Origin of the sequence: Massilia phyllostachyos (genome assembly GCF_021044825.1) — a bacterium.
Classification (GTDB): Bacteria; Pseudomonadota; Gammaproteobacteria; order Burkholderiales; family Burkholderiaceae_D; genus Telluria; species Telluria phyllostachyos.
The window spans coordinates 293,017-319,718 of sequence record NZ_JAJNOC010000006.1 but is presented as its reverse complement, the minus strand read 5'-3'; the positions used below and the strand labels follow the sequence as shown (position 1 = coordinate 319,718).

Sequence of the window (26,702 nt, the reverse complement as noted above, 5' to 3'; positions counted from 1 at the left end):
ACCATAGCAAGTCGGTCCCACCCCTTCCCATCCCGAACAGGACCGTGAAACGACTTTGCGCCGATGATAGTGCTGCAACCAGTGTGAAAGTAGGTTATCGTCAGGCTAGTTATATGAAAAACCCCGCAGAGTGATCTCTGCGGGGTTTTTTGCTTTGTGCGCGCGTTATCTCATCAAGCATACGCTTTCACTATTCCACGGAATTGGGTGAACGATGCCAGTGGCATCGTTCACGCCTTCGCCGGAGCAACGGCTTTGCGGGTAACGCAGGGAACCAGTGCGGCATCCCTTCACCACCAACCCCTGAACCGTCGCACCGGCGCAGGCCGGTGCCTAAGTTGACTTTGGCGTTCGCAGCATGAAAAAAGCCCGCTCATCAATCGAGCGGGCTTTTTTCAAGTATGTGAGTCAAACCCCGATCACACCCCCCACAACACATCCGTCTTGTTATCCCGCGCCGAGCGCAGCATTTCCAGCAGCGGATAAGCGCGCGTCGAGAAGGTGACGACCTCGATCGGCTCGTGCTCGTTGTCCTCTTTCTCGCCATGATGAGCGTGGACGTCGCGTTCCACCTGCTCCGAGATCTGGTGCTTGCGGCTTTCCTCGATCTCGCCCTCGAGCAGGGCGACGGCACGGGGGGCTTCCTCGGCGGTGATGACGCCGCGTTCCAGATCCTTATGCAGCAGGTCCAGGATGCGTTTGGCATGTTCCTGGTACATCAGGACCTCAGGATAGGATTTGCATTTGAAAGTAATCAGCATAGCTATTCCGTTCTTCAGTTAGTGACTAAACGATAACACGTCTTGAAAAACGGGTCATCCCGCGCACGCACTGAGCACCTGTCCCGGCAGGTTCTCAGGGGCGGGGCCGCCGCATCAACCACGCCATGCCCAGCACCACGCCCGTCCCCATGGCGGAAAATGCGGCGCCGACCAGATAAGTGTCGGTGTAACTTCCCCCTGCGATTGTACTCAAGCAGAATGCCAGCCCGCCCCACGCCAGGCTGTTCGCGCCCTCCATCACCGAGGTCAGGGTGTCGCTTTTTCCCCGTGTCGTCAACTCGCCGCGCGTCGCCGGCTTGCCGCACCAGTGCACGATGACGGCGGCGGTGCAGGTCGCGCCGCTCACCGTGAAGCAGGCGAGCAGCCCCGCCAGCGGCTCGCGCACGACCAGCCAGGCCAGGGGCAGGAAGGCGATCGCCAGCGCCGGCATCGCACCCGCCGCCAGCTTGGCGAAGCGGATCATGGCGGTGGACGCGGGCGCCATGGTCAGGAGGTCGGGCGCGTCTTCCGCCGACACGATGATCCACGCCAGCGCGGCGGTCAGGGAGGCGCACAGCAGCGTCATGCCGGCCGACACGGCCGGGTAACGGACATCGTGTTTGCCGAACACCACGAAGAAGATCGGCAGCAGGTAGATCAGTTGCAGCGCCACCTGCGAGATCAAGTGCGGATCGCGCCGGATCAGGCGCCACTCCTTGCGCACGATGGTGTCGAACAGGCTGGCCCCGAAGCGGTGGCGCAATGGGCGGCTCGGGCGCGCAGCGGCGCGCGATGACGATGCCGCCTGCTGCAGGCCGTGCACGAAAAAGCGATGCGTGCGTCCCGCCGTCAGCGCGAACGCCGCGCCGGCGAGCAGCACCAGGCCTGCGACCGGCAGCGGCTCGCCCAGCAGCGCGCGGCCCGGCAGCCACAGGGGACTGGCCGCGCCCAGCACCCCGCTGGAGGAAAACGCCTGGGCGAACGCCTGCGCCGCTTCCGCTTCGCGCGAGCCCGAGAAATAATTGAAGGCCTGCGCCAGGATGAACAGCAGCGCCCCGGCCAGGGCCCCGATGACCTGGGCCACCACGCGCGTCTTGCGCGCGCCGAGCAAGCGCACCAGCCCCAGCGTCAGCAGCATCGCCGCGCAGGCAATCACGGTCGCGCAGCCCAGCAGCACCGGATACACCGCCAGCCAGCCCACATGCCCCAGCAGCGCACCGGCATGCGCGAACGGCGTCAGCAGCAACAGGTACAGGGCCGCGGTGCCCGCCACCACGACGCCGAGGCGCACGGTGAAGATGCTGCGCGAGGACAGCGGCGACGACAGCAGCAGATCGAGGTCGCCCCGTTCGAACAGCACCAGAACGCTCGAGCTGAGCGCGGTCGACAGCATGAAGGTCATGCAGCCGTACAGCAGCGCCGTGACCGCGACCAGCACGCGCGGGTCGCTCGTATCGATGCCTTGCGTGCGCGCGACGATGAAGAAGGCGACGCCGTGCAGCGCCAGCCATGCCAGCGCGATCGTCGCCAGGCCACCGGCGCCGGGGCGCCGCATGGCCTTCGATTTTCCGGATCCAAGGTTGTACCAGGCCAGCTTGACCTCGTGGCGCAGCAGCCAGCCGATGCTGCCGGGCGCGCCCATCATGGCTGCGCGGTCAGCTGCAGGAACACGTCCTCCAGGCTGGCCCCACTGGTGCGTTCGCGCAGTTCAGCCAGCGTGCCCTCGGCGATCAGGCGTCCCTGGCGGATGATGCCGATGCGCTCGGCCAGGCGCTCCGCCACCTCGAGGATGTGGGTGGTCAGGATCACCGTGCCGCCCTTGGCCACGTGCGACAGCAGCAGGTCCTTCACCTGGCGCGCGGCGGCGGCATCGAGTCCGGTCAGCGGCTCGTCGAGAATGAGCAGTTCGGGATCGTGGATCAGCGCACCGGCCAGCGCCAGCTTCTGCTTCATCCCGCGCGAAAATCCTTCGGTCAGCTCGTGCGCATGCTGGCTCAGGTCGAGCCAGTCGAGCAGCGCGCGGGCGCGTCCCTCGGCCGCCCGTGCATCCACGCCCCACAGGCCGGCGACGAATTCCAGGTACTCGAAGGGCTTGAGCTTCCCGTACAACATGGGGTCATCCGGCAGGTAGGCCAGCCTGTGCTTGGCCTCCACCGGCGCCTGCGCCAGGTCGATGCCCAGCACCTCGATGCGGCCAATGTCCGGCGCCACCAGCCCGGACACCATGCGCAGCGTGGTCGTCTTGCCGGCGCCGTTGGGGCCGAGCAGCGCGTACAACTCGCCGCGCCGGACCAGCAGGTCGAGTCCATCGACGGCGGGACGGCCGTAGGATTTGTGCAGGCCGGCGATGCGCAGCGCGGGAGGAGCGTCGTTGGTCGTCATTGCGGTGCGAAGGAAGAGAGGAATTGTTCGGTTTGTTCAGGGGGCATCGCGTTCGGCTTGCCGACCACGATGACCTGGTAGACGCGCGCGCCCTTCGCCACGAAGCGCCCCACCAGGCGCACCGGCCCGCCGTTGCCCTTGCCGGTCGCGTCGACCGCGAGCGGCTTGCCCGGCTCCGGCGCGGGCGCCTCTGGGGTAGCGCCGATATTGCGCAGCAGCGCCTGGCGCATCGCGGGCAGGGTCGCCTGCGCCATGGCGGCATCCGGCGCCACCGCGGTGCCGACGGCGAAGGTGTTGCCCTCGACCTCGGCCGCCGTCATCGTCATCTCGACCCGGATGCCGCCCAGGTCGATGCTGCGCGTGTGCGTCGACGGCTTGGCCGGGAACAGGATGCGGTAGGCGCCGTCGGGGCTGGCGTAGTCGCGCCAGTTATAGGTCGGGGAGCATCCGCACAGCAGGGCGGCGGCGACGGAAGCGGTGAATAAGTGTCGGATGTGCATGTCCCCGATGGTAGCAGGAGGCGCGCGCCGTGCGTGCATCCCGGACCGCGATCATCCGCCCTGGATGGTGTAGATGTCGTAGGCCAGCGGACTGCTGCGCGCGATGCGTTCGCGCAGCAGGGGCAGGCAGGCGTCCATGTCGTCGACCGGCAGGCCACGCATGATCTCGAGCGGGTAGTTCCACCACTGCAGCGCCAGCAGCGCCGCGACCTGCTCCTGCGGGAAGCGGTAGCGCAGCACCTTCGCCGGCGTGCCCGCCACGATGGAGTAGGGCGGCACGTCCTGCAACACCAGGGAGCCGGCGCCGACGATGGCGCCGTCGCCGATCGTCACGCCGCGCGCGATCACGGCGCGGGTGCCGATCCAGACGTCGTTGCCGATGCTGGGTGAGTGCTTGATGACGTCCTGGGTGCGCGCCACGCCCATCCCGGGCGGATTCCACGGCGCGAACATGGCGGCGCTGCGGAAGAACAGCGGGTGGGTGCTGAGGTAGTCCGTCGGATGGTTGCCCAGGCCGATCGTCACGTCCGGCGCCACCGAGCAGAAACGCCCGATGCGCTCCAGGGTGCCGATCCGGCAGCCCTGGCCGAAATAGGAATACGCGCCGATCGACGTGCTGCTGGAAATCGACACCCCGTCCAGGTGCACCGGGGATTCGTAGCTGATCACGACCTCGGGCGGAGCCGAGCAGTTGAGAAAGGTCGCGGGGTCGGTCATGGGGCATCCTGGTATCGAAAACGAATCCACCGATTCTAGCGGCAGGTGCGCGTTCGGGCCAGATGCGGCCCCCTCAATGCTCCCGCAGCGCGCGCCGGTACTGGATCGCCTCGGCAATGTGCTCTCCCGCGACCTGCCGCGCCTGCGCGAGGTCGGCGATGGTGCGCGCCACCTTGAGCACGCGGTGGTAGGCGCGCGCCGACCAGTGCAGCTGCTGCATGGCCGTGCGCAGCAGCCGGTCGCCGGCGGCGTCCGGGCGGCAGTGCAGGTCGATTTCGCGCGGCGCCAGGCGCTGGTTGGGCTTGCCCTGGCGCGCCAGCTGCAGCGCATGGGCGCGCGCGACCCGCTCGGCGATCAGGCCGCTCGCTTCGCCTTCGAGCTGGGCCCCGATGCTCTCGGCCGGCATGGCGGCCACCGGCAGCTGGATGTCGATGCGGTCCAGCAAAGGGCCGGAGATGCGTCCCTGGTAGCGCTGCGCCGCTTCCGGGGTACAGCGGCATTTGCCGGACGCGTGCCCGAGCCAGCCGCAGGGACAGGGATTCATCGCCGCGATCAGCTGGAAGCGGGCAGGGAAGTCGGCCTGGTGCGCCGCGCGCGAGATCGTGATGTGGCCGGATTCGAGCGGCTCGCGCAGTACCTCGAGCACGCGCCGGTCGAATTCCGGCAGCTCGTCCAGGAACAGCACGCCGTGGTGCGCCAGCGAAACTTCCCCGGGCCGCGGCACGTTGCCGCCGCCGACCAGCGCCACCCCGGAACTCGTATGGTGCGGACTGCGGAACGGCCGCCGGCGCCAGCGCTCGGGAGAGAAGGTGCCGGCGATCGACTGCACCGCGGCCGACTCCAGCGCCTCGTCCTCGCTCATCGGCGGCAGCAGGCCGGGAAAGCGCGCCGCCAGCATGCTCTTGCCCGCGCCGGGTGGCCCGATCAGCAATACCGAATGGGTGCCCGCCGCCGCCACCTCGAGCGCGCGCTTGGCCGTCTGCTGCCCCTTGACCTCGGCGAAGTCCGGATAGTCGGGCGCCGCCAGCACCGCGCTACCCTGGTGGCGCGCCAGCCGCATATCGCCGGCCCCCTGGGCGAAGTGGGCGCACACCTCGAGCAGGGTGCGCGCCGGATAGATCGCCGCGTCGCTCACCAGCGCCGCCTCGTTCGCATTCGCGAGCGGCAGGATGAAGGCGCGCCGTGCGCCGCCGTCGCTGTGGCGGTGCATCGCGAACGTCATCGCCAGTGCGCCGCGGATCGGACGCAGCTCGCCCGACAGCGACAGCTCGCCGGCGAACTCGTAGCGCGCCAGTTGTTCGGACGGGATCATCTGCGCCGCCGCCAGGATGCCGAGCGCGATCGGCAGGTCGAAGCGGCCCGATTCCTTCGGCAGGTCGGCCGGCGCCAGATTGACGGTGATGCGCCGCGGCGGGATGGTGAAGCCGGAATTCTGCAGCGCCGCGCGCACCCGGTCCTTCGCTTCGCGCACTTCGGCATCGGGCAGGCCGACGATGGCGAACGAGGGCAGGCCGTTGGCCAGGTGGACTTCGACATTGACGGCGGGCGCCGCCATGCCGGCGAGCGCGCGGCTGCGCAATACGGCGAGGCTCATGGGATTCCTGTCAGTAGGGACTGGCAGGATGGTGGCATCGCCCGGCAAGCCGCTCCTTGAGCGCACCCAAGCGTGCGCCGGGTGGGGGAGGAATCAGACGTCGCGCAGCGTCACGACCGGCATCGTCAGCGCGCGCTTGTCCTTGAAGAAAGCGATATCGAACAGGGCCGCGGCGCCGACCACGTCCTTGCCCAGCCGGCGCAACAGGCTTGCCGCCGCTTCGATGGTGCCGCCGGTCGCCAGCACATCGTCGACGATCAGCACGCGCTGGCCCTTGATGCGCTCCGGCTGGATCTCGATGGTGGCGCTGCCGTACTCGCGCTTGTAGTCGATGCCGATCGCATGGCCGGGCAATTTCCCCGCCTTGCGCGCCATGGCGAAGCCGACCTTGTGCTCCAGCGCCAGTGCCCCGGCAAGCATGAAGCCGCGCGCGTCCATGGCCAGGATGAAGTCGAAGTGCAGCTCGTCTGTCTTGGCGTGCAAGGTGTCGATGGCAAGACGCCAGTGTTCGGGATTGTCGAAGATGCAGCCGACGTCGATAAAATTGACGCCAGGTTCCGGATAGTCCTGGAAAAATTCCAGGGGAACGTCGTTGAAATCGTTCATGTGCGTGGATGTGGGTGAGCCGAATGAAGGATTATCGCCGGTCTGCGCAAACGCTGCGCAAGCCACGATTGCGAGAATTGGAGACTTTCCCATCAGCATCGCCGTGCTACGCTTGTTTTTTTTTGCTGGAGAATGTTGTGGGACTGAAGTGCTTTCCCATCGCGCTGGCCCTGCTATGCGTGGTGGCTGCCGCCGATGGCCATGCCCAGGTCTATAAATGGGTCGATGCGGCGGGGCGGGTGCATTATGGCGACCATCCCGAACCCGGCGGTGCGAAAGTGGAACAGGTGAAAACCCCGCCGCCAGCCCCGGTGGCGGCCGCCCGCCAGCCGAGCTGGCAGCAGCGCGAAGCGGAATACAAGCGGCGCCAGGCCCAGCCCAAACCCTGGAGTCCGCCGCAGTTCCGCGGCGTGTCGTCATCGAAGCCGTACTACGGCAACGAGGTTGAAACCGACGCCAACCGCTGCCGGCTGGCGCGCGACGTCCTCAGCGGCGCGGCGCGCCATTCGAACGGCAAGCCCACCGACCAGAACGACCGCGACATCGCCCAGAGTGACGTCGGCAGCTTCTGCCGCTAGCCGCCATTCGTTCCACCATTTCCGCAACTGGCGACAAAGCCTGTGCCGGCGCCAGGTGGGGCCCGTAGATTGGAGATCGTCTACTCCAACCCGGGCCCACCATGCACCTCCCGCTGCCGCACCTCCTGAATCTCGCCCTCCAGGTCGGCGCCGGCATCGCTGCAATCGTCGTCGGCCTGGGGTTGCTGGCCAAGACCAAGGGCACGCCCACGCACCGCAGGCGAGGACGGATCTTCGTCGCCTTCACGCTGCTGGTCTGCGCCACCGGCATCATCGGCAGCGTGTTGTTCCGCTTCATCCCGCTGTTCGCCGTCCTGACCCTGCTGGTCACGTACCAGCTGCTGAGCGGCTGGCACGCGGTCCACACCAAAGCGGCGGGGCCGGACCGGATCGACGCGCTGTTGCTGGCGCTACGAGCATACCTACAAGATGGTGGCCTCGCTGTTCGGGATGCTGTCCTCGGCCACCGGCAACCTGGTGCGCGTCGGCCAGCCCTGGTCGCAGCTGGCGCCGTCCCTGCTGGGCATGGTGGTCATCACCGTGTGCATCTGGCGCGAGCACCATGCCAGTACAAGCGCCAAGCTCACCCCACCGGACGGACCGGCTTCGGCGACGGGGAAAGGATGCGCCGCGCGTTCGTGCGCACCCTGGGCAAGCCGCCCCAGGCCGTGCTGCGCGAGGCGCGCCAGCAGCGGCTACGACGTGCCGGAATTCGGCATGGCCATGTAACGCGGTATGTCCGTATGCATGGCGCATTGCGGCGCTTGCAAACCGCGGTTAGTATGGGCCATCATCCATTCATTGTGAGGGCGTCATGAAGAAACTGGTGGGCTTCCTGGTATTGGCAGCAGCGGCAAGCGCAGGCAATGCGGCGGAGCAGGACGCGGCATACTGGACGTCGAGCTATGCGGGGCCGTCCGCCGGCGCCCTGCGCTGCGTGGCGCCCGCCGTGCCCGCGGTGTCGGAAGTGAGCCAGCGCATCCGTCACGTGGCGCGCTCGATCAAGCAGTGGCAGAACTGCCACCGCGGCGTGCTGGCTTCGCTCGATCCGGCGCAGGCGGCGCAGCATATCCCACACGATAGCCTGGTTCGCATGTCGCCGGACGAGCGCGAAGCCGCAATCCGTCATGTGCGCGAAGTACACACGAAGCTCGCCGACGCCATCCAGCTGGAAGCCGTGCCGGTCATCGCGCAGCATGACACCTGGTTCGGTAATACGCTCGCCTATGTCGCCAAGCAGAACGGCCCTAGTGCCGGCGACCTTGCTGCCTACCGCAACGCGCAGATCGCCCGCCAGGAGCGAGCCGGTGAAATGCGCCAGCGGAAGCAGGCGGCTGGCCAGATCGTGTATTGAAGCAGCGGGGACGCGGCCCTCAGCCGCACTCTCCGACGTAATGGCACTCGCCGCAGCGGGTGCACCCATCCACCTTGCGCAGGGCCCGGGCGCCGCACTCCGGGCACTTGGCCCCGCTCACCGCGGGCAGGGCGCCGGCGCTGGTGGCCGGCTGCGGCGCCGTCTCCGGCGGCACCCCGTCGCAGCGCTCGGCGAAACGGCGCGCCAGTTCCGGCACCGCCACCTGGTTCCCCCACGCGTCCAGGAAACCGCGCCGTATCAAGACCCGCTGCAGCATGAAGGCGATCGCCGCCACTTCGGAATCGTGGTACACCGGCACCTGCACGCCATCTTCGCGGGTCAGGTGGCCGCAGCGCACCGGACCCTTTTCCCACACCACGTCGCGCATGTCCGCCAGCGCCCGCGCTGTTCCGCCGCCGGCGCGCGCCACCATCGACAGCAGGCGCATCGAGGCGGTGATCCATTGCTGGCCGTCGGTGCGCTGGTTCGAGGGCATGAAGAATTCGAAGGGCCGCTCGATGGTCACCGGCCTGCCCTCGTGGACGCCGTCGGCGCGGATGAAGCTCACCGTCAGGTAGGCTGTCCTGCGGCCTTCCTGGGTCGCGTACTCGATCTTCGACGTCACCGATTCCAGTTCGCCCAGCGGGCGCCGCTCGAAGCGCTTGCGCAGCGGGTCTTCGTCAAGCAGCGCGGCTTGCTGCGCCGCGCTCGAGGTGGACAGCACGCTGCCCAGCACCGTGTTCGGGCGGTAGGTCGCCAGGCCCTTCAGGCCCGCATGCCAGGCCTGGCTGTACAGGTCGCGGAAGTCGGCGAAGGGATAATCCTCGGGTACGTTGACGGTCTTCGAGATCGCGGTGTCGACGAAAGGCTGCACCGCCTGCACCATGCGCAGGTGCTCGATGGCGCGCATCTCGAGTGCGGTCACGAAAGCGGGCGGCAGCGCATCGACGTCGTAGCCCATCTGCCGGTACAGGCGCCAGGCATGGTCCTCGACGTCGTAGCTGCGCATCGAGCCGTCCGCCATGCGCTTCTTGCGCTGGTAGGTCCAGGAGTAGGGCGGTTCGATGCCATTGGACGCGTTGTCGGCGAAGGCCAGCGAGATGGTGCCGGTCGGCGCGATCGACAGCAGGTGCGAGTTGCGGATGCCGTACATGCGGATCGCTTCGCGCAGCCAGTCCGGCAACCGCCCCACGAACTGGCCGTCGAGATAGCGGTCCGCATCGAACAGCGGGAACGGCCCTTTCTCGCGCGCCAGCGCCACCGAGGTGGCATAGGCCGCATCGCGCAGGGTCTCGGCGATGCGTGCGGCCATGGCGCGGCCCTCGTCGGAATCGTAGCGCAGCCCCAGCATGACAAGGGCGCTGCCCAGGCCCAGGAAGCCGAGGCCGACGCGGCGCTTGGCCTGGGATTCGGCGGCCTGTTGCGGCAGCGGCCATTCGGTCGCGTCCAGCACCAGGTCGAGCATGCGCACGCCGACTGCCGCGACTTCGCACATGCGTTCGAAGTCGAAGGAAGGCTGCGCGCCGAACGGGTCGTCGACGAAGGCGGTCAGGTTCACCGAACCGAGGTCGCAGCAGCCGTAGGCGGGCAGCGGCTGCTCGCCGCAGGGATTGGTGGCGTGCAGCCGCTCGGCGTACCAGAGGTTGTTCTCCGCATTCATGCGGTCGATGAACAGCACCCCCGGCTCGGCGTGGTCGTAGGTCGACGCAATGATCCGGTCCCACAGTTCGCGCGCGCGGACCTGGCGGTAGGCCCAGCGGCCGTCGTCCAGCCGGCGGGCGGTCGCCATGTCCTCGTCCCCCGGCTCGGCGCGGTGCACCAGGTCGAACATGGCGTCGCTTTCCACCGCCCGCATGAAGTCGTCGGTCACGCCGACCGAAATGTTGAAGTTGGTGAGCCCACCCGCGTCCTTGGCGGCGATGAAGCGTTCGATGTCCGGGTGGTCGATGCGCAGCACGCCCATCTGGGCGCCGCGCCGCGCGCCGGCCGATTCGACCGTGCGGCAGGAGGCGTCGAACACTTCCATGTACGAGACCGGCCCGGAGGCGCGCGAGCGGGTCCCATGGACTTTGCTGCCATTGGGCCGGATGGCAGAGAAATCGTAGCCGACCCCGCCGCCGCGGCGCATGGTCTCGGCGGCTTCCGCCAGGGCGGTATAGATGCCGGGAAGCGCGCCGTCGTTGCCCGAGATCGAGTCGCCGACCGGCTGCACGAAGCAGTTGATGAGGGTGGCCTGCAGGCCCAGGCCGGCGGCCGAAGCGATGCGCCCGGCCGGCACGAAGCCCTGTTCCTGGGCCCACAGGAAGCGCGCCTCGAACTCGTCGCGCCGGTCCTCGGGTTCGAGCGCGGCGAGGGCGCGCGCCACGCGGCGGCGCACGTCGAGGATGCCGGCTTCAAGGCCCTTGGCGTACTTCTCGCGCAAGACGTCGAGCGAGACTTCCTGCGGCGGCAAGCCGCCCGGCGCGGTGTCGATTGCATTCATGGCATGAATGCGGGCGCCGGCTTATGGCTTGTCGAGGATGACGTGCGGCGCGGCAGGATCGGTGGCGCCCGGCAGCGGACCGGCGGCCGATGAGGTAGCCGCGGTGGCCGCGGACGCACCGGACTGGCCGCTCAGGCGCGCTTCCAGTTCCACCACGCGCAGCTCCAGCGCTTCCAGGCGGGCGCGGGTCTTGGCCAGCACCTGGGCCTGGATGTCGAATTCTTCGCGGGTGACCAGGTCGAGCTTGGAGAAGCCCTGGGTCATCATCGCCTTGACGTTGCGCTCGATGTCCTTGGCCGGACCGCTTTCCAGGGCCTGGTTGATCTTGCCCTGGATGTCGTTGAAGAGATTGTTCATATCCATTTCCTGATGTGACGGAGCGCTGCACCACGGTGGTGCGGCGCCATCCGCTTTGGTGCGTGACGCGATGGCGCAGGCCTCGCGCGCGGGTTTTTCGGTTGATCCACATCGCAAATGGGGCGAATGGTCGAGAAAACAAGCACCCGAGCCACCCCTTGCAACGGTTTTCATGCTGGCACGCATCCTGCTAAAGAGTTATCAGGCGTGCAGCAAACGAGATTGTAAACCGCAACCGCTCCTCCGGGAGCCAAGTTGACCATAAGGGGATGTCCATGAAGTACAAGACCAGTGCAGCAGCAGTGTGTTGGGCCATCCTGGCCCTGTCCAGCGTTCCCGCCTTTGCGCAAGAAGCAACGCCTGACCACTCGGTCAGCTACAACGCCTCGATCACCAGCGATTACCGTTACCGCGGCCTGTCGCAGACCCGCCTGAACGGCGCCGTACAAGGCGGCGTCGACTACACCCACAACCCGACCGGGGTGTACGTGGGCACCTGGCTGTCCACCATCCGCTGGACCAAGGACCTCGGCGGCGACGGCAATATCGAATGGGATGTGTACGGCGGCAAGCGCGGCAACCTCACCGAGAATCTCACCTACGACGTCGGCGGCCTGTATTACTACTACCCGTCGAACGACCTGAACCCGAGCGCCAACACCTTCGAACTCTACGCCCGCCTCGGCTTCGGCCCGGCCTACGTGAAGTACTCGCACTCGACCACCAACCTGTTCGGCACCGCGAACAGCAAGCGCAGCGGCTACCTGGACCTGGGCGCCGACATCGACATCGGCGACAAGATGCTGCTGAACCTGCATGCGGGCCGCCAGGAAGTGAACAACAACGGCATCTATTCGTACACCGACTACAAGGCCGGCATCACCAAGGACTTCGGCGTCGCCAGCGTGTCCTTCGCCTGGGTCCGGGCTTCCACCAAGGCCTACCTGAGCCCGGAAGGCAAGGACCTGGGCCGGTCGACGGTGGTGCTGAGCCTGTCCAAAACTTTCTGATCGTTTAAAGAGGTATCACCATGAAAATGATTACCGCCATCATCAAGCCCTTCAAGCTGGACGAAGTCCGCGAAGCGCTGTCGGAGATCAACGTGCAGGGCATGACGGTCACCGAAGTGAAGGGCTTCGGCCGCCAGAAGGGCCACACCGAGCTGTACCGCGGCGCGGAATACGTGGTCGACTTCCTGCCGAAGATCAAGATCGAGGCTGCCGTCGACGACGCCGTGGCCGAACAGGTCATCGACGCCATCTCCGGCGCCGCCCGCACCGGCAAGATCGGCGACGGCAAGATCTTCGTGGCCGACCTGAACCAGGTCATCCGTATCCGTACCGGCGAGACCGGCAACGACGCACTGTAAGAGGAACCCGATGAAATCCACCCTTACCAAAATCCTGGCCGGCGTCGCTTGCGCCAGCCTGGCGCTGCCGGCCCTGGCCGCTCCGAGCATCAACAAGGGCGACACCGCCTGGATGTTCGTGGCGACCCTGCTCGTCATCATGATGGCCATCCCGGGCCTGGCCCTGTTCTACGGCGGCCTGGTGCGCGCCAAGAACATGCTGTCGGTGCTGATGCAGGTGTTCATGGTGTTCTCCCTGATCATCGTGCTGTGGTGCCTGTACGGCTATTCGCTGGCCTTCACCCAAGGGGGCACCGCCTTCATCGGCGGCTTCGACCGCGCCTTCCTGAACGGCATCTACGACGCCGCCGCCGGCACCTTCAGCCAGGCCGCGACCTTCAGCAAGGAGACGATGATCCCCGAGTTCATTTTTGTGGCCTTCCAGGGCACCTTCGCGGCCATCACCTGCGGCCTGATCGTCGGCGCGTTCGCCGAGCGCGTGCGCTTCTCGGCGGTGCTGGCCTTCATGGTGATCTGGTTCACCTTCGGCTACCTGCCGGTGGCCCACATGGTCTGGTTCTGGGCCGGCCCGGACGCGATCCTGGATGCCGCCTCGCTGGCCAAGGTCACCGCCGACGCCGGCTTCCTGTGGCAGAAGGGCGCGCTCGACTTCGCGGGCGGCACCGTGGTGCACATCAATGCGGCGGTGGCCGGCCTGGTCGGCGCCTACGTGATCGGCAAGCGTACCGGCCTGGGCCGTGAATCGATGGCCCCGCACTCCCTGACGATGACCATGATCGGCGCTTCGCTGCTGTGGGTCGGCTGGTTCGGCTTCAACGCCGGCTCGGCGCTGGAAGCGGGCGACGTGGCGGCCCTGGCCTTCATCAACACCCTGCTGGCGACCGCCGCCTCGGCCGTGTCGTGGATGTTCGGCGAGTGGATCTTCAAGCGCAAGCCGTCGCTGCTGGGCGCGGTGTCGGGCGCGGTCTCGGGCCTGGTGGCGATCACCCCGGCGGCCGGCTTCGTCGGCCCGATGGGCGGCCTGGTCATCGGCCTGCTGGCCGGCGTGGTCTGCCTGTGGGGCGTGACCGGCCTGAAGCGCCTGCTGGGCGCCGACGACTCGCTCGACGTGTTCGGCGTCCATGGCGTGGGCGGCATCCTGGGCGCGCTGCTGACCGGCGTGTTCGCTTCGCCGCAACTGGGCGGGCAGGGCATCTGGGACTACATCGCGAATAAAGGTTCGCCGGATTACTCGATCGCCGGCCAGGTGTGGGTGCAGGCGCAGGCGGTGGGCATCACCATCGTGTGGTCGGCTGTCGTGGCGTTCGTGGCGTTCAAGCTGGTGGACGTGGTGATCGGGCTGCGCGTGCCGGTGGAGCAGGAGCGCGAGGGGCTGGACATTACCAGCCATGGCGAGTCGGCTTACCACTCGTGATTTGAATAACAACCGGCTTGATTCTCTGAGCCTCAAGTAGCACGTCATCCCGGCGCAGGCCGGGATCCAAGTTCTGCCAGCGTTATCGATACGCATGCAAAATTGGATCCCGGCCTTCGCCGGGATGACGGTTTTTAGGGTAGCAAAAGAATAGCAATGAATATCGGCGGGCGTTTCGACCAGCCTTTTGCGCCAGTCTCGATCATTCGTCTTTAAAATGGCAACATCGTCCCCACCTATGCGCGACGATATAATTCAAACAAGCCATCACTAGGACGTCCACCCCATGGTTCCGCACCTCGCCACCGCCCTGACCGGTCCTCTTCTCGACCTCGAAAAGAAAATCCTCGAAGCCACGCCCGCGATCGAGCGCTGGTTCCGGCTCGAGTGGCAGGAGCATACGCCGCCGTTTTATTGCTCGGTGGACTTGAGGAATGCCGGATACAAGCTGGCGCCGGTGGATACCAACCTGTTCCCGGGCGGTTTCAACAACCTGTCGACCGAGATGCTGCCGCTGGCGGTGCAGGCGGCGATGGCGGCGATCGACAAGTATTGCCCGGATGCGCGCAACCTCCTGATGATTCCGGAAACCCACACGCGCAACCCGATGTACCTGCAGAACGTGGCGCGCCTGATGCAGATCTTCCGCCAGACCGGCCTGCACGTGCGCCTGGGTTCGCTGTCGCCGGACGTCACCCAGCCGACGCCGCTGGCGCTGCCTGACGGTAACATGCTGGTGGTCGAGCCGCTGGTGCGCTCGCCGAACGGCCGCCGCGTCGGCCTGGCCGACTTCGACCCCTGCACCATCCTGCTGAACAATGACTTGAGCGCAGGCATCCCCTCGATCCTGGAAAACATCCACGAGCAGTCGCTGCTGCCGCCGGTCCACGCCGGCTGGGCGCTGCGCCGCAAGAGCAACCACCTGAAGGCCTTCGACGAGGTGGCGAAGAAGTTCGGCAAGCTGATCGAAATCGACCCATGGCTGGTCAATCCGCTGCACAGCAAGGTGGGCGAGGTCGACCTGCAGGAAGACGTGGGCACCGAGCAGCTGGCGGACGCGGTCTCGGCGCTGCTCTCGAAGATCAAGAAGAAATACAAGGAATACGGCATGAAGGAGCAGAAGCCCTTCGTGATCGTGAAACCGGACGCCGGCACCTACGGCATGGGCGTATTGAGCGTCAAGGACGCCAGCGAGGTGAAGGACCTGAGCCGCGCCCAGCGCGCCAAAATGACGGTCATCAAGGATGGCGTCGCCGTCACCGACATGATCGTGCAGGAAGGCGTGCCTACTTTTGAAAACATCAACGACGCGGTGGCCGAGCCGGTGGTGTACATGATCGACCGCTACGTGGTGGGCGGCTTCTACCGCGTGCATGCCGAGCGCGGCATCGACCAGAACCTGAACGCGCCGGGTTCCCAGTACGTGCCGCTGGCTTTTGCACAGCAGCACGCGGTTCCGGACCTGAAGGCCAAGCCGGGCACGGCGGCGCCGAACCGCTTCTACGTCTACGGCGTGGTGGCGCGCCTGGGCCTGCTCGCGGCCTCGCTCGAGATGGAGCGTACCGACCCGAACCCGGAGGTGTATTAAGCCTCAGGTATCGGTGCCGACGGCGTCCCAGTCGTCCTCGTCGCCGTAGCGGGTCATCCAGTTCACGGCGTGGTGCCATTCGAGCACCATGCCCGGGTTCAGGCCGGGCGGCGGCGCCTCGCGCTTCAGGTGGGCTTCGCGCACCGCCCAGTGCAGGCGGTAGAGCCGGTCGGCCCAGTCGAGGATTTCCTCCTTCGGCCGCACCCGGATCGCCTCGCGCAGCATCACGGCGTCGCCCAGGTCGTGCGGATACAGCGGCAGGATGTCTTCCGCGCTCGAAGGTTCCGAGGGCAGGCCGGGGTCGTCCACCAGCCCGGCGCACCAGGCCAGGAACATCAGCGCTTCCAGGCGCCAGGAAAACTGGATCCGGTCCTGCTCGTCCGGTTCGTCGTTGAACAGGAAGGCCGCTTCGTCGTTCGAGAGCAGGGCGCGCCGCTCGGGCGGGGTGAAATACTCCTTGAACCAGGCGTTCTCGCGCATCATCGCGGTGCCGACCACGCCCCACAGCGCCACCAGCCGGCCCCACAGTTCCTCTTCGCTGCGCAAGGTGACGGCGTCGCCGTCCTCGATCATCGGCAGGTGCGGGTTGATCGGAATCCCATGCTCCTGCAACAGCTTTTCGTTCGCTTCCCGGCGCGCTTCCGGCGTCATGTGTGCCTCCCTGGATGGTATGACCGGACAGTAGCATCGAATGCGAGCGAGCGCCCACCCCCCTGCAAACGGGGCCGCGGTCCGCGAGATTTCACGTTTCCGGCTAAAATCAAGGCATTCCCTGCTTTGGACCGCCCATGAAAATCGCCTTCCTCGCCGACCCGATCTCCACCTTCAAGATCTACAAGGATTCGACCTTCGCGATGATGCGCGAAGCGGCGAAGCGCGGCCATGCCGTGTATGCCTTCGAGCAGCGCGACATGGTGCTGGAAGAGGGCGTCGTCACCGCCGAAGTCACCCGCATCCACCTGACCGGCGAGAACGACCCTTGGTACCGCGCCGAGGCGCCGGAAATCGTGGAGCTGAACGTGTTCGACGCCATCATCGAGCGCAAGGACCCGCCGTTTGACATGGAATATGTCTACGGCACCTATCTGCTGGAACTGGCCGAGCGCCAGGGGGCGCGCGTGTTCAACCGCGCCGGCGCGATCCGCGACCATAACGAGAAACTGACCATTGGCCAGTTCAGCCAGTACACCTCGCCGACGCTGGTGTCCTCGAATCCGGCGCGCCTGCGCGCCTTCCACGAGAAGCACGGCGACGTGATCTTCAAGCCGCTCGACGGCATGGGCGGCGCCGGCATCTTCCGGGTCAAGGACGACGGCATGAACCTGGGCTCGGTGATCGAGTCGCTGAGCGTGAACGGCACCCAGACCATCATGGCCCAGAAATATATCCCAGCGATCAAGGAGGGCGACAAGCGTGTGCTGGTGATCAATGGTGTACCAGTGCCATTCACCCTGGCCCGCATCCCGCAGGGCAATGAAGTGCGCGGCAACCTGGCGGCCGGCGGCAAGGGTGTCGCCATGCCGATCACCGAACGCGAGCGGGCGATTGCCGAGGCGATCGGCCCGGAACTGGCGGCCCGTGGCCTGTTGCTGGTAGGATTGGATGTGATTGGCGATTTCTTGACGGAAGTAAATGTTACTAGCCCGACTTGCTTCCAGGAGATCGCCGACCAGACCGGATTCGACGTGGCCGCGATGTTCATCGACGCGGTCGAATTGAAAGCAAAAGAGAAGTAACGACATGGTAGGCATCCTGCTGATGACCCACGCACCGCTGGGCCAGGCATTCATTTCCGCGGTCGCCCACGTATTCCGTGGCCCGACCGAGCGTTTCGAGGCGATCGACGTGACCGCCGACCAGGACCTGGCGCAGGTGAACTGCCTGGCCAAGGAAGCGATCGCGCGCCTGGACGAAGGCGACGGCGTGCTGGTGATCACCGACATCAAGGGCGGCACGCCCTCGAACTGCTGCAATTCGCTGCACGACGCCGGCCATGTGGAAATCATCGCCGGCATCAGCCTGCCGATGCTGCTGCGCGCGATCACCTATCGCCGCGACACCCTCGACGTGGTGGTCGAGATGGCCCTCGCCGGCGCCCAGAACGGCGCCGTGCGGGTCGATAACCGGATCCGTGTCGGATCGAGTTGAAACGATTTATATTATTTATTTGGCCACGGGTTAATACAACGACAATATGATTCAACAAGAACTCGAAATCATCAACAAACTGGGCCTCCACGCCCGCGCCTCCGCCAAATTCACCCAACTGGCCGCCAGGTTCAAGAGCGACGTCTGGCTCACCCGCAACGGCCGCCGCATCAATGCCAAGTCGATCATGGGCGTCATGATGCTTGCCGCCGGCAAGGGCGCCAAGGTGCTGCTCGAAGCCGACGGCGAGGACGAAGAAGCATGCATCGCCGCGCTGGCGGGCCTGGTCAACGACAAGTTCGGCGAAGGCGAGTAATGCCGCGCGAAGCGGCCACCCCTCGCCACACGGGACCCTCCATGGCATCGTTCACGCTCCACGGCATTCCGGTTTCGCGCGGCATCTCGATCGGCCGCGCCCACCTGCTCACGCCGGCCGCCCTCGACGTCAAGCACTACCTGGTCCCGGAAGAGCAGGTCGAGGCGGAAGTGAAGCGCCTGCAGCACGCGATCGCCGAAGTGCACCGCGGCCTCCAGGCCCTGTGGACCGAGCTGCCCAAGGACGCCCCGACCGAACTGGGCGCCTTCATCGACGTGCACGCCCTGATCCTGTCGGACCCGATGATCTCGGAAGCGCCGCTCGACATCATCCGCTCGCGCCACTACAACGCCGAATGGGCGCTGGTGACCCAGATCGACGAGCTCTCGGCCCAGTTCGACGAGATCGAGGACGAGTACCTGCGCGAGCGCAAGCACGACATCCAGCAGGTCGCCGAGCGCGTATTGAAGGTCCTGATGGGCACCGCGCTCGCCATCGCCCCGGTGGCGGCCGACGGCGAGCAGGCGCTGCCTTCGATGATCGTGGTGGCCCACGACATCTCGCCGGCCGACATGCTGGCCTTCCGCGACCGCTCCTTCGCCGGCTTCGTCACCGACGTCGGCGGCCAGAACTCGCACACGGCCATCGTCGCGCGTTCGCTCGACATCCCGGCGGCGGTCGGCATGAGCCAGGCGTCGCGCCTGATCGAGCAGGACGACTGGGTCATCATCGACGGCGACGCCGGCGTGGTGATCTGCAATCCGAGCCAGCTGGTGCTGGAACAGTACCGCGCGCGCCAGGCCGCGATGACCAAGGCGCGCAAGCGCCTGCTGAAGCTCAAGAAGACCCCGGCGGTAACAAAAGACGGCACCGCGATCACGCTGCTGGCCAATATCGAGCTGCCCGACGACTGCCCGGCCGCGCTCGACGCCGGCGCCAACGGCGTGGGCCTGTTCCGTTCCGAATTCCTGTTCATGGGCCGCGGCGCCACCGTGCTGAAGGTGCCGGGCGAGGACGAGCAGTTCGAGCAGTACCGCAAGGCGGTGGTGGCGATGAAGGGCCGCCCGGTGACGATCCGCACGCTGGACGTCGGCGCCGACAAGCCGCTCGACACCACCGAGCACACCGCGCTCAACCCCGCGCTGGGCCTGCGCGCGATCCGCTACTGCCTGGCCGAGCCGCAGCTGTTCCTGACCCAGCTGCGCGCGATCCTGCGCGCATCAAGCTTCGGCAAGGTGCGGATCCTGATCCCGATGCTGGCGCACGCCTTCGAGATCGACCAGACCCTGTCCATGATCGAGCAGGCCAAGCTTCAATTGCGCGACGAGGGCGTCAAGTACGACGAGGCGGTGGAAGTCGGCGCCATGATCGAGATCCCGGCCGCCGCGCTGGCGCTGCCCATGTTCGTCAAGCGCATGGACTTCCTGTCGATCGGCACCAATGACCTGATCCAGTACACGCTGGCGATCGACCGGGTCGACTACGAAGTGGCGCACCTGTACAATCCGCTGCATCCGGCGGTCCTGATGCTGATCGCCCAGACCATCGCGGTCGGCCAGAAGGCCGGCCTGGACGTCGCCGTGTGCGGCGAGATGGCGGGCGACGTCAAGCTGACCCGCCTGCTGCTCGGCATGGGCCTGCGCGAATTCTCGATGCATCCGGCGCAGCTGCTGGCGGTGAAGCAGGAAATCCTGAACAGCGACCTGGCCGCCATCACCAGCCGCACGCGCCGCATCCTGCGCTCGTTCGAGCCGAACGAGATCGCCACCGCGGTGGAACAGCTGCAGTCCCTCTGATTTACCCGGCAGCCGCGCGCTGCCGCCATTACACGTACTACACGAACACCATCCATGGGATCGATCGGAACAGTCACACCGCAGGCGATGCACTTCGCCGAGCCGCTGCGCCTGCAAAGCGGCGCCAGCATCGGCGACTACACACTGATGTATGAAACCTACGGCACCCTGAACGCGGACAAATCGAACGCGGTCCTGATCTGCCACGCCCTGAACGCCTCGCACCACGTGGCCGGCACCTATGCCGACAAGCCGAAGAGCGCGGGCTGGTGGGACAATATGGTCGGCCCGGGCAAGCCGGTCGACACCAACCGCTTCTTCGTCATCGGCGTGAACAACCTCGGCTCCTGCTTCGGCTCGACCGGGCCGATGCACACCAATCCGGCCACCGGCAAGCCGTATGGCGCGGCGTTTCCGCTGCTGACCGTGGAAGACTGGGTGGCTGCCCAGGCGCGGCTGGCCGACCGTCTCGGCATCGACTGTTTCGCCGCCGTGATGGGCGGCTCGCTGGGCGGCATGCAGGCGCTCTCCTGGAGCATCATGTTCCCGGAACGCCTGCGCCACTGCATCGTGATCGCCTCGACGCCGAAGCTCTCGGCCCAGAACATCGCCTTCAACGACGTCGCACGCCAGGCCATCCTGACCGATCCGGACTACCACGGCGGCGACTTCTACGAACACGGCGTGGTGCCGAAGAACGGCCTGAAGGTGGCGCGCATGGTCGGCCACATCACGTATTTGTCGAACGACGACATGGCCGAGAAATTCGGACGCAAGCTGCGCAACGAAGCCGAGACCAACGACTACGCCTTCGACTTCGGCGTCGACTTCGAGATCGAATCCTACCTGCGCTACCAGGGCGACAAGTTCTCGGAATACTTCGACGCGAATACCTACTTGTTGATCACCAAGGCGCTCGACTATTTCGACCCGGCGCGCGCGCATGGCGGCGACCTGACCAAGGCCCTTGAAGGGACCCGCGCGCAGTTCCTGATCGCCTCCTTCACCACCGACTGGCGCTTCTCGCCGGAGCGCAGCCGCGAGATCGTGGAAGCCCTGATCTCGAACCGCCGCAAGGTCAGCTACGCCGAGATCGACGCGCCGCACGGGCACGACGCCTTCCTGCTGGAAGATCCGCGCTACCTGGGCGTGGTGCGCGCGTATTACGACCGGATTGCACAGGAGTTGGCAACCGAGCTGGCAGGGGAGGCCGCATGAATTTCGACGACCTGAACTCCCTGCGGCCTGACCTGGCCTTCATCGCCCACTGGGTGCGCGAAGGCTCGCACGTGCTGGACGTCGGCTGCGGCGACGGCGCCATGCTGCGCTACCTGGAACTGGGAAAAAACTGCAGCGGCTACGGCGTCGAGATCGCCGACGACAAGGTGCTGGAAAGCACCCGGCGCGGCATCAGCGTGATCCAGCACGATATGGAACAGGGACTCGACCTGTTCCGCGACAACGCCTTCGACATGGTGCTGTGCCTGTCCTCGCTGCAGATGATGCAGCACGTCGAGGCGCGCCTGCGCGACATCGTGCGCGTGGGGCAGGAAGCGATCGTGTCCTTCCCCAACTTCGCCTACTGGCCGCACCGCGTGGCCCTGATCCGCGGCCGCATGCCGGTCTCGCGCTCGCTGCCTTACCAGTGGTTCGATACGCCCAACGTGCGCTACGCGACCATCCACGACTTCAAGGACCTGGCGGAGAAGTGCGGGCTGGAGGTGCTGGAGTATGTGGCGCTGGCGGAGGGCAAGGTGGTGACCTTCCTGCCGAACCTGCGCGGCAGCTTGGCGGTGTTTCGTTTACGCAAGAAGGCGGGCGTGGTCGAGTGAGTGCTTATGTGCGGTGGCGGCTTGTCGAGCTGCTCGCCATCCGCGATAGTCACGCTGTCGAGAACCGTTCGAGGGTGAGAAAATGAGAAAACTGAAGCATCTGGCCGCCTGTGTGTCGATGTTTGCCGTGCTCGGCGCCGGGCATGCCGGCATGGCGGCGGCGCAGGACAGCCGCAATGCCACGGTGCAGGATGGCATCGCGGTGCGGCCGCTGTCGCGCCTGACCAAGTATGTTCCAGCGGAAACGATCAACGAAGCGGCGGCGCAGCAGTACACGCAGATGATGAGCCAGGCGCAGCAGAGGGGCGTGCTGCTGCCGCCCTCGCACCCGGAAGTGCAGCGCCTGCGCGCCATCGCCAAGCGCATCATTCCGCATGCATCGCGCTGGAACAAGGATGCGAGCCAGTGGCAGTGGCAAGTCAACGTCATCGATTCGAAGGACGTGAACGCATTCTGCATGCCGGGCGGACGCATCGGTTTCTTTACCGGCATCCTGACCTCGCTGAAGCTGACAGACGACGAAGTCGCGGCCGTGATGGGCCACGAGATTTCCCACGCACTGCGTGAGCACAGCCGCGAAAAAATGGCCAAGCAAACGGTGACCAACGGACTGGCCCGCCTGGGCGGCTTTGCGGCGTCCGCGATCTTCGGGGTCGACCCGAGTTTCTCCGACATGCTCGCCAGTTACGGCGCCCAGCTCTATGGCTTGAAGTTCTCGCGCGACGACGAACGCGAAGCCGACCTGGTCGGCCTCGACATCGCCGCCCGCGCCGGCTACGACCCGCGCGCCGGCGTCGTCCTGTGGCGCAAGATGGCCGCCCTGAACAAGCGCGCGCCGATCGAGCTGCTCTCGACCCACCCGGGTGGCGAATCCCGCATCGCCGACATGAATGCGCACATGAACCTGCTGCTGCCGGTGTATGCGCGCGCCAAGGGCACCACCGTCGCTCGGCTGCCGGCCTACCAGACCAACGTCGCCCTGCGTTGAATGGGAAGTAGCAGGAAAGGCCACCAGGCCGAAGCCAACGCCTACGTGCCGCTGCCGACCCGCGACGGCGTCGCCCCCAGCTACCTGTGGCTGACCGAGACCGTCGCCGGCGGCATGCTGCGCTTCCTGGTGGCGCGCTTCCCGGACGTGTCGGAAGCCGCCTGGGCCCAGCGCCTGGCGCGCGGCGAGATCGTCGACGCGAAGGGCGAGCCGCTGCACGCGTTCAGCCACGTGCGCCAGGGCATGCGCATCTGGTACTACCGTGAACTGGAAGCGCCCGAGACCCCGGTTCCTTTCAAGGAAAGCGTGCTGCACCTGGACGAGCACCTGCTGGTGGCCGACAAGCCGCACTTCCTGCCGACCATCCCGACCGGCCGCTTCCTGCACGAGACCCTGCTCGTGCGACTCAGGAAGCAATACGACCTGCCGCACCTGACCCCGATCCACCGCCTCGACCGCGAGACCGCCGGCGTGGTGATCTTCTCGCACAACCCGGCCTCGCGCGGGGCCTACCAGTCGATGTTCCAGAAGCGCGTGGTGACCAAGGTCTACGAGGCGCTGGCGGGGCCGATCGAGGGACGCGGCTTCCCCTTCACCTACCGCAGCCGCATGCAGGACGCCGAGCAGTTCTTCGTCAGCGAGGAGGTGGAGGGCGAGCCGAATTCGGAAACGATGATCGAACTGATCGCGCGCCGCGGCGACGTCTGCCACTACCGCCTGCATCCGCACACCGGCCGCAAGCACCAGCTGCGCCTGCACCTCTCGACGCTCGGCGCGCCGATCCTGAACGACGCCTTCTATCCGGTGGCGCTGCCCTGCAAGGGCGACGACTTCAGCGCGCCGCTGCAGCTGCTGGCGCGCTCGATCGCCTTCGACGACCCCCTGAGCGGGGAAGCGCGCCGCTTCGAGAGCAGCTTCCGGCTGGATTGGCCCTGAACGGGCTTACAGCTCGAAATCCCAGATCCCGAGACCGACGATGGCGGCGTTGCCGGCCAGATCGGTGACGCTGCCGTTATTCCACTGCATGCGCAGCAGGCCGCTCAGCGAAATGTTGAAGTTCAGGACCGACAGGTCGCCGTGGCTGTCCGCAGCGATGCTCCAGCCGCTGCTGCTGTTGCCCCAGAACGAATCGCGCTGGGCGCCGCCCTGGAACAGGTTGAAGCTGCCGCCCGGCTGGAACACGATGGCTTCGCTGAAGGGCAGGACGAACCTGGCGCCGCCGGCCAGGCTGATCGAGGCCGTGCCCGCGCTCGGGCCGACGTTGTCGACCGTGATCGACAGCGCGCCCGAATCGCCGCTCATGTTGCCGGCGAGGTCGAACTGGCGCACCGTGATCGCATGCACGCCGTCGGCCAGGGCCTTGGCGCCGGGGACCGTGGCGCTCCAGTTGCCCGCGGCGTCGGCGGTGGTGCGGACGATCTCGACGCCGTCCGCGAACAGCGCCACGCCGCTGTCGGCGAGCGCGCCGCCGCCGTTGAAGGTCGGCGTGCGCACGCTGGTGATGTTGTCGGTGTTCGAGACCCCGCTGTCGCTGGCGGCGGCCAGGTCGGGCGTGCCGACCGGCGCGCCGGGCGCGCTGCGGTCGAGCGTGAAGGTGAGCGGCGGCGAATCGGCGCTGACGTTGCCGGCCACGTCGACCTGGCGCACCGTGTAGGTGTGGCTGCCGTCCGCCGGGTTGCCGCCGAGGGCCACGCTCCAGTTGCCGCTGGCGTCGGCGCTGCCGCCGCCGACCACCACGCCATCGCGCATGATCTGGATCAGGGCGTTCGCTTCCGCGCCGCTGCCCTTGAGCGTCGCATCGCGGGTGATGCGGTCGGCCGCGGAGCTGCCGGTGTCGTTGGCCAGCACCGGCGCCGCCAGGCTGGCCGCTTCAAGGTCGATGGTCAAGGCATAGGCGGTGCCGGCGCTGTCGTTGCCGGCGCGGTCGGTCTGCTTGATGGTGAGGTTGTGCAGGCCGTGCGCCAGTGCGGCATCGACCGCCGCCGACCAGTGGCCTGCGGCGTCGGCCCGGGCGCCGCCCAGGTAGGTGCTGCCTTCGTAGATGCCGACCCAGGTGCGCGCTTCGGCGGTCCCGGTCAGGGTCGGCATGCGCTCGTTGGTGAGATGGTCGCCCAGGATGCCCGAGTCGCTGGACGTGGCGAGGGCAGGCGCGGCCGGTGCGTTCGGGGCCACCGTGTCGACCACGATGTCGACCGGCAGGTAGCCGTAGCCGTAGCCCGTGTACTGGTACTGCTCGATGCCGTCGAAGATGATGTGCGCGGCGTCGAGCGCGTTGGCGTCGAAGTCCTCGATGTTGGCGGTCAGTAGCGAGGTATCGGTGATGGTGAGGTCGTCGGTGTCGACGCCGGCGCCGGCCGCGACCACGTATTCGAATCCGATTTCCTTGTCGGAGACGTAGCTGACGATGGCGCGCTGGTCGTTGCTCAGGCCGACCGACAGGACCGCGTCCGATGTGATGCGGATCGCTTCGCTGAACTGGATGCGGAAGGCGATCGTGTCGCCCGCCTTGTAAAACAGGTTGCCGTCGACCAGGGCGTGGGTGGCGCTTGGCGCGCCGTTGTCGGCGCCCGTCCGGAAGGCGATGGTGGTGTCGGCGAGGCGGTTGCCGGCCAGGTCGGTCAGGTTGTCGGGCAAGGTGATCTCGTAGCGCTTGCCCGGCTCCAGGCCGAGTGCGCCCGGGTCGAGCGTGAGCAGGGTGCCGCCGCCGTCCATGAAGGCCGCGGCGCTGACGCTGACGTGGTCGATGGTCTCGTCGTCGAGGTTGGTGACCTTGATCGGCATGGTGCTGCTTTCCCAGTCGATCCAGTACATCTTCTCCTTGAAGGTGATCACGATGTCCTGGCTCAGGGGCAGCGCCGCGTCGCCTTCAGGGCTGGTCTCGAATTCTGGGCGGACCGTGTCGACCACGATGGTGGCGACATGCCCGGCGCTGCTGTGGTGGCCGGCGTCCACGACGCGCACCACGACGGCGTTGTTGCCTTCATCGAGGACCGGCGCGTCGTCGCCTTCGCCCGGCACGTAGGACCAGGTCCAGAGTCCATCCGCCTGGCTGACGGTGATGCGGGCAGGGTCGACCGCCTTGCCGTTGACGAGCACTTCGATGGTTTCGGACCCGCCCAGCGCGCCGGAGAGCGTGCCGGTGAGGGCGGGCGCGGCGTGGTTGATGACGTTGTCCTCGTCGGACGCGCCGGTATCCCAGGTGACGCCGGCCCCGGACACCCAGGCGCCGACCAGCGTGTCCACCGCATACGACGGCGAGGTCGCGACGCCGCTGCCGTGCACGCCGGGCGCGGTCTCGACCTTGGTCAAGTCCAGGCGCAGCACGTTCTCGGCGTCGGCCACGGGGCCGCTCCTGGTCAGCACGACTTTCCACTGCAAGGGATTCTCGGTTCGGGTCACGCTCAGCACCGACGCGTTCTCGGCGCTGAAGGCGTTCGGGGCCAGCGTGGCGACGGCTTGCGACAGGGTGACGAAGACGGTCAGGTCATGGCCGGACCTCAGGATGGCCTCCTCGACCGCGAAGCTGGCGCTCAGGCCGGGCGCCGGCGCGGCGGCCACGTCGAAGGCGACCTGGTTCGGCACGGTGTAGCCGGCGAAGGACGCGCCGCCGCTGGTCAGGGTACCGGCGCCCATGTAGATGTTGTAGTGCTTGCCTGCGGCCAGGCCGGTGGCGTCGAAGCTGACGTGGCTGCCGGTGATGGTCACTGCGTCGAGCGAAATCTCCCTGGTGACCGTGGCGCCGACCACGCGCAGCTTCGGCTCGCCGGTAACGCGGTCGATCACGGTCTGGACCGCGCCGTCGGTGACGAAGATGGTGCCGCGCCCCTTGGCCATCGCCGCCGAGAATGCAAGGTCGATATGGGTCACGCCGGCAGTGGTGGTGACGGTCTTGGAGAGCAGGGAGGTGGTCATGGTTGCTT

Annotated in this window: 25 protein-coding genes, 1 rRNA gene and 1 pseudogene; 16 read left to right on the top strand and 11 right to left on the bottom strand. The window is 66.8% G+C overall.

The features are described 5' to 3' along the window. Nucleotides 1-106 (top strand): 5S ribosomal RNA (gene rrf, locus LQ564_RS18750); the annotation flags it as partial. Between the two features lie 313 nt (nt 107-419). On the opposite strand, the gene LQ564_RS18745 is transcribed toward rrf, so the two are convergent. The 7 genes from LQ564_RS18745 to LQ564_RS18715 all read right to left on the bottom strand — a co-directional run bounded on the left by LQ564_RS18745 (nt 420) and on the right by LQ564_RS18715 (nt 6,560). Next, nucleotides 420-761 carry a DUF1840 domain-containing protein gene (locus LQ564_RS18745; RefSeq protein WP_231059631.1) on the bottom strand — a complete coding sequence of 114 codons (342 nt, stop codon included), beginning with the start codon at nt 759-761 and terminating at the stop codon, nt 420-422. A 94-nt stretch (nt 762-855) separates the two neighbouring features. Next, on the bottom strand, nt 856-2,406 hold the full coding sequence (locus tag LQ564_RS18740) for a hypothetical protein (RefSeq protein WP_231059630.1): 1,551 nt from the start codon (nt 2,404-2,406) through the stop codon (nt 856-858). Then, nucleotides 2,403-3,143: an ABC transporter ATP-binding protein gene (locus LQ564_RS18735; RefSeq protein WP_231059629.1), complete on the bottom strand. Its 741-nt coding sequence runs from the start codon at nt 3,141-3,143 to the stop codon at nt 2,403-2,405. The genes LQ564_RS18740 and LQ564_RS18735 overlap by 4 nt, the downstream gene beginning before the upstream one ends. Continuing rightward, nucleotides 3,140-3,643 (bottom strand): hypothetical protein, encoded by a 504-nt coding sequence (locus LQ564_RS18730; protein WP_231059628.1) that lies wholly within the window; start codon nt 3,641-3,643, stop codon nt 3,140-3,142. The genes LQ564_RS18735 and LQ564_RS18730 overlap by 4 nt, the downstream gene beginning before the upstream one ends. A 51-nt stretch (nt 3,644-3,694) precedes the next feature. After that, on the bottom strand, nt 3,695-4,360 hold the full coding sequence (locus LQ564_RS25920) for a CatB-related O-acetyltransferase (RefSeq protein ID WP_272492125.1): 666 nt from the start codon (nt 4,358-4,360) through the stop codon (nt 3,695-3,697). Nucleotides 4,361-4,433: 73 nt separating this feature from the next. Beyond that, a complete protein-coding gene (locus LQ564_RS18720) occupies nt 4,434-5,954 on the bottom strand; it encodes a YifB family Mg chelatase-like AAA ATPase (protein WP_231059627.1) in 1,521 nt (506 codons plus the stop codon). A gap of 93 nt (nt 5,955-6,047) precedes the next feature. Then, a complete protein-coding gene (locus LQ564_RS18715; protein WP_231059626.1) occupies nt 6,048-6,560 on the bottom strand; it encodes an adenine phosphoribosyltransferase in 513 nt (170 codons plus the stop codon). A gap of 137 nt (nt 6,561-6,697) precedes the next feature. Here LQ564_RS18715 and LQ564_RS18710 point away from each other — a divergent pair, with 137 nt between their 5' ends. From LQ564_RS18710 to LQ564_RS18700, 3 genes are all read left to right on the top strand, one after another. Beyond that, complete coding sequence (locus LQ564_RS18710; protein WP_231059625.1) at nt 6,698-7,138, top strand: DUF4124 domain-containing protein; 441 nt, start codon at nt 6,698-6,700, stop codon at nt 7,136-7,138. 101 nt (nt 7,139-7,239) lie between these two features. Continuing rightward, complete coding sequence (locus LQ564_RS26035; protein ID WP_371873514.1) at nt 7,240-7,956, top strand: DUF2306 domain-containing protein; 717 nt, start codon at nt 7,240-7,242, stop codon at nt 7,954-7,956. After that, a complete protein-coding gene (locus LQ564_RS18700; protein WP_231059624.1) occupies nt 7,953-8,492 on the top strand; it encodes a hypothetical protein in 540 nt (179 codons plus the stop codon). The genes LQ564_RS26035 and LQ564_RS18700 overlap by 4 nt, the downstream gene beginning before the upstream one ends. A 19-nt stretch (nt 8,493-8,511) precedes the next feature. On the opposite strand, the gene LQ564_RS18695 is transcribed toward LQ564_RS18700, so the two are convergent. Continuing rightward, complete coding sequence (locus tag LQ564_RS18695; RefSeq protein WP_231059623.1) at nt 8,512-10,974, bottom strand: adenosylcobalamin-dependent ribonucleoside-diphosphate reductase; 2,463 nt, start codon at nt 10,972-10,974, stop codon at nt 8,512-8,514. A gap of 135 nt (nt 10,975-11,109) precedes the next feature. Continuing rightward, a pseudogene (locus LQ564_RS18690) lies at nt 11,110-11,337 on the bottom strand (accessory factor UbiK family protein); the annotation flags it as partial. Nucleotides 11,338-11,606: 269 nt separating this feature from the next. Between LQ564_RS18690 and LQ564_RS18685 the strand changes: the two are divergent. The 4 genes from LQ564_RS18685 (at nt 11,607) to gshA (ending at nt 15,702) form a co-directional block, all read left to right on the top strand. Beyond that, entirely contained in the window at nt 11,607-12,341 is a 735-nt protein-coding gene (locus LQ564_RS18685; protein ID WP_231059621.1) for a TorF family putative porin, read from the top strand. Between the two features lie 20 nt (nt 12,342-12,361). Further along, nucleotides 12,362-12,700 carry a P-II family nitrogen regulator gene (glnK, locus tag LQ564_RS18680; protein WP_231059620.1) on the top strand — a complete coding sequence of 113 codons (339 nt, stop codon included), beginning with the start codon at nt 12,362-12,364 and terminating at the stop codon, nt 12,698-12,700. A gap of 10 nt (nt 12,701-12,710) precedes the next feature. Next, the gene (locus LQ564_RS18675; RefSeq protein ID WP_231059619.1) at nt 12,711-14,114 is read left to right on the top strand and encodes an ammonium transporter; all 1,404 of its coding nucleotides are present in this window, start codon (nt 12,711-12,713) and stop codon (nt 14,112-14,114) included. 286 nt (nt 14,115-14,400) lie between these two features. Next, entirely contained in the window at nt 14,401-15,702 is a 1,302-nt protein-coding gene (gene gshA, locus LQ564_RS18670) for a glutamate--cysteine ligase (RefSeq protein ID WP_231059618.1), read from the top strand. A gap of 3 nt (nt 15,703-15,705) precedes the next feature. Here gshA and LQ564_RS18665 read toward each other — a convergent pair whose 3' ends face one another. Then, a complete protein-coding gene (locus LQ564_RS18665) occupies nt 15,706-16,353 on the bottom strand; it encodes a DUF4272 domain-containing protein (RefSeq protein WP_231059617.1) in 648 nt (215 codons plus the stop codon). Nucleotides 16,354-16,490: 137 nt separating this feature from the next. Here LQ564_RS18665 and gshB point away from each other — a divergent pair, with 137 nt between their 5' ends. The 8 genes from gshB to LQ564_RS18625 all read left to right on the top strand — a co-directional run bounded on the left by gshB (nt 16,491) and on the right by LQ564_RS18625 (nt 23,718). Continuing rightward, on the top strand, nt 16,491-17,438 hold the full coding sequence (gshB, locus tag LQ564_RS18660; RefSeq protein ID WP_231059616.1) for a glutathione synthase: 948 nt from the start codon (nt 16,491-16,493) through the stop codon (nt 17,436-17,438). Nucleotides 17,439-17,442: 4 nt separating this feature from the next. Then, nucleotides 17,443-17,850: a PTS sugar transporter subunit IIA gene (locus LQ564_RS18655; protein WP_231059615.1), complete on the top strand. Its 408-nt coding sequence runs from the start codon at nt 17,443-17,445 to the stop codon at nt 17,848-17,850. A gap of 46 nt (nt 17,851-17,896) precedes the next feature. After that, entirely contained in the window at nt 17,897-18,166 is a 270-nt protein-coding gene (locus LQ564_RS18650; RefSeq protein ID WP_231059614.1) for an HPr family phosphocarrier protein, read from the top strand. Nucleotides 18,167-18,207: 41 nt separating this feature from the next. Beyond that, on the top strand, nt 18,208-19,962 hold the full coding sequence (ptsP, locus tag LQ564_RS18645) for a phosphoenolpyruvate--protein phosphotransferase (RefSeq protein ID WP_231059613.1): 1,755 nt from the start codon (nt 18,208-18,210) through the stop codon (nt 19,960-19,962). A 54-nt stretch (nt 19,963-20,016) separates the two neighbouring features. After that, entirely contained in the window at nt 20,017-21,180 is a 1,164-nt protein-coding gene (gene metX, locus LQ564_RS18640; protein WP_269143594.1) for a homoserine O-succinyltransferase MetX, read from the top strand. Then, nucleotides 21,177-21,794 carry a methionine biosynthesis protein MetW gene (gene metW, locus LQ564_RS18635; RefSeq protein WP_231059612.1) on the top strand — a complete coding sequence of 206 codons (618 nt, stop codon included), beginning with the start codon at nt 21,177-21,179 and terminating at the stop codon, nt 21,792-21,794. The genes metX and metW overlap by 4 nt, the downstream gene beginning before the upstream one ends. A gap of 82 nt (nt 21,795-21,876) precedes the next feature. Next, nucleotides 21,877-22,782 (top strand): M48 family metallopeptidase, encoded by a 906-nt coding sequence (locus LQ564_RS18630; protein WP_231059611.1) that lies wholly within the window; start codon nt 21,877-21,879, stop codon nt 22,780-22,782. Continuing rightward, complete coding sequence (locus LQ564_RS18625; protein ID WP_231059610.1) at nt 22,783-23,718, top strand: pseudouridine synthase; 936 nt, start codon at nt 22,783-22,785, stop codon at nt 23,716-23,718. 6 nt (nt 23,719-23,724) lie between these two features. On the opposite strand, the gene LQ564_RS18620 is transcribed toward LQ564_RS18625, so the two are convergent. Then, on the bottom strand, nt 23,725-26,694 hold the full coding sequence (locus LQ564_RS18620) for an Ig-like domain-containing protein (RefSeq protein WP_231059609.1): 2,970 nt from the start codon (nt 26,692-26,694) through the stop codon (nt 23,725-23,727). Between the last annotated feature and the right edge of the window lie 8 nt (nt 26,695-26,702).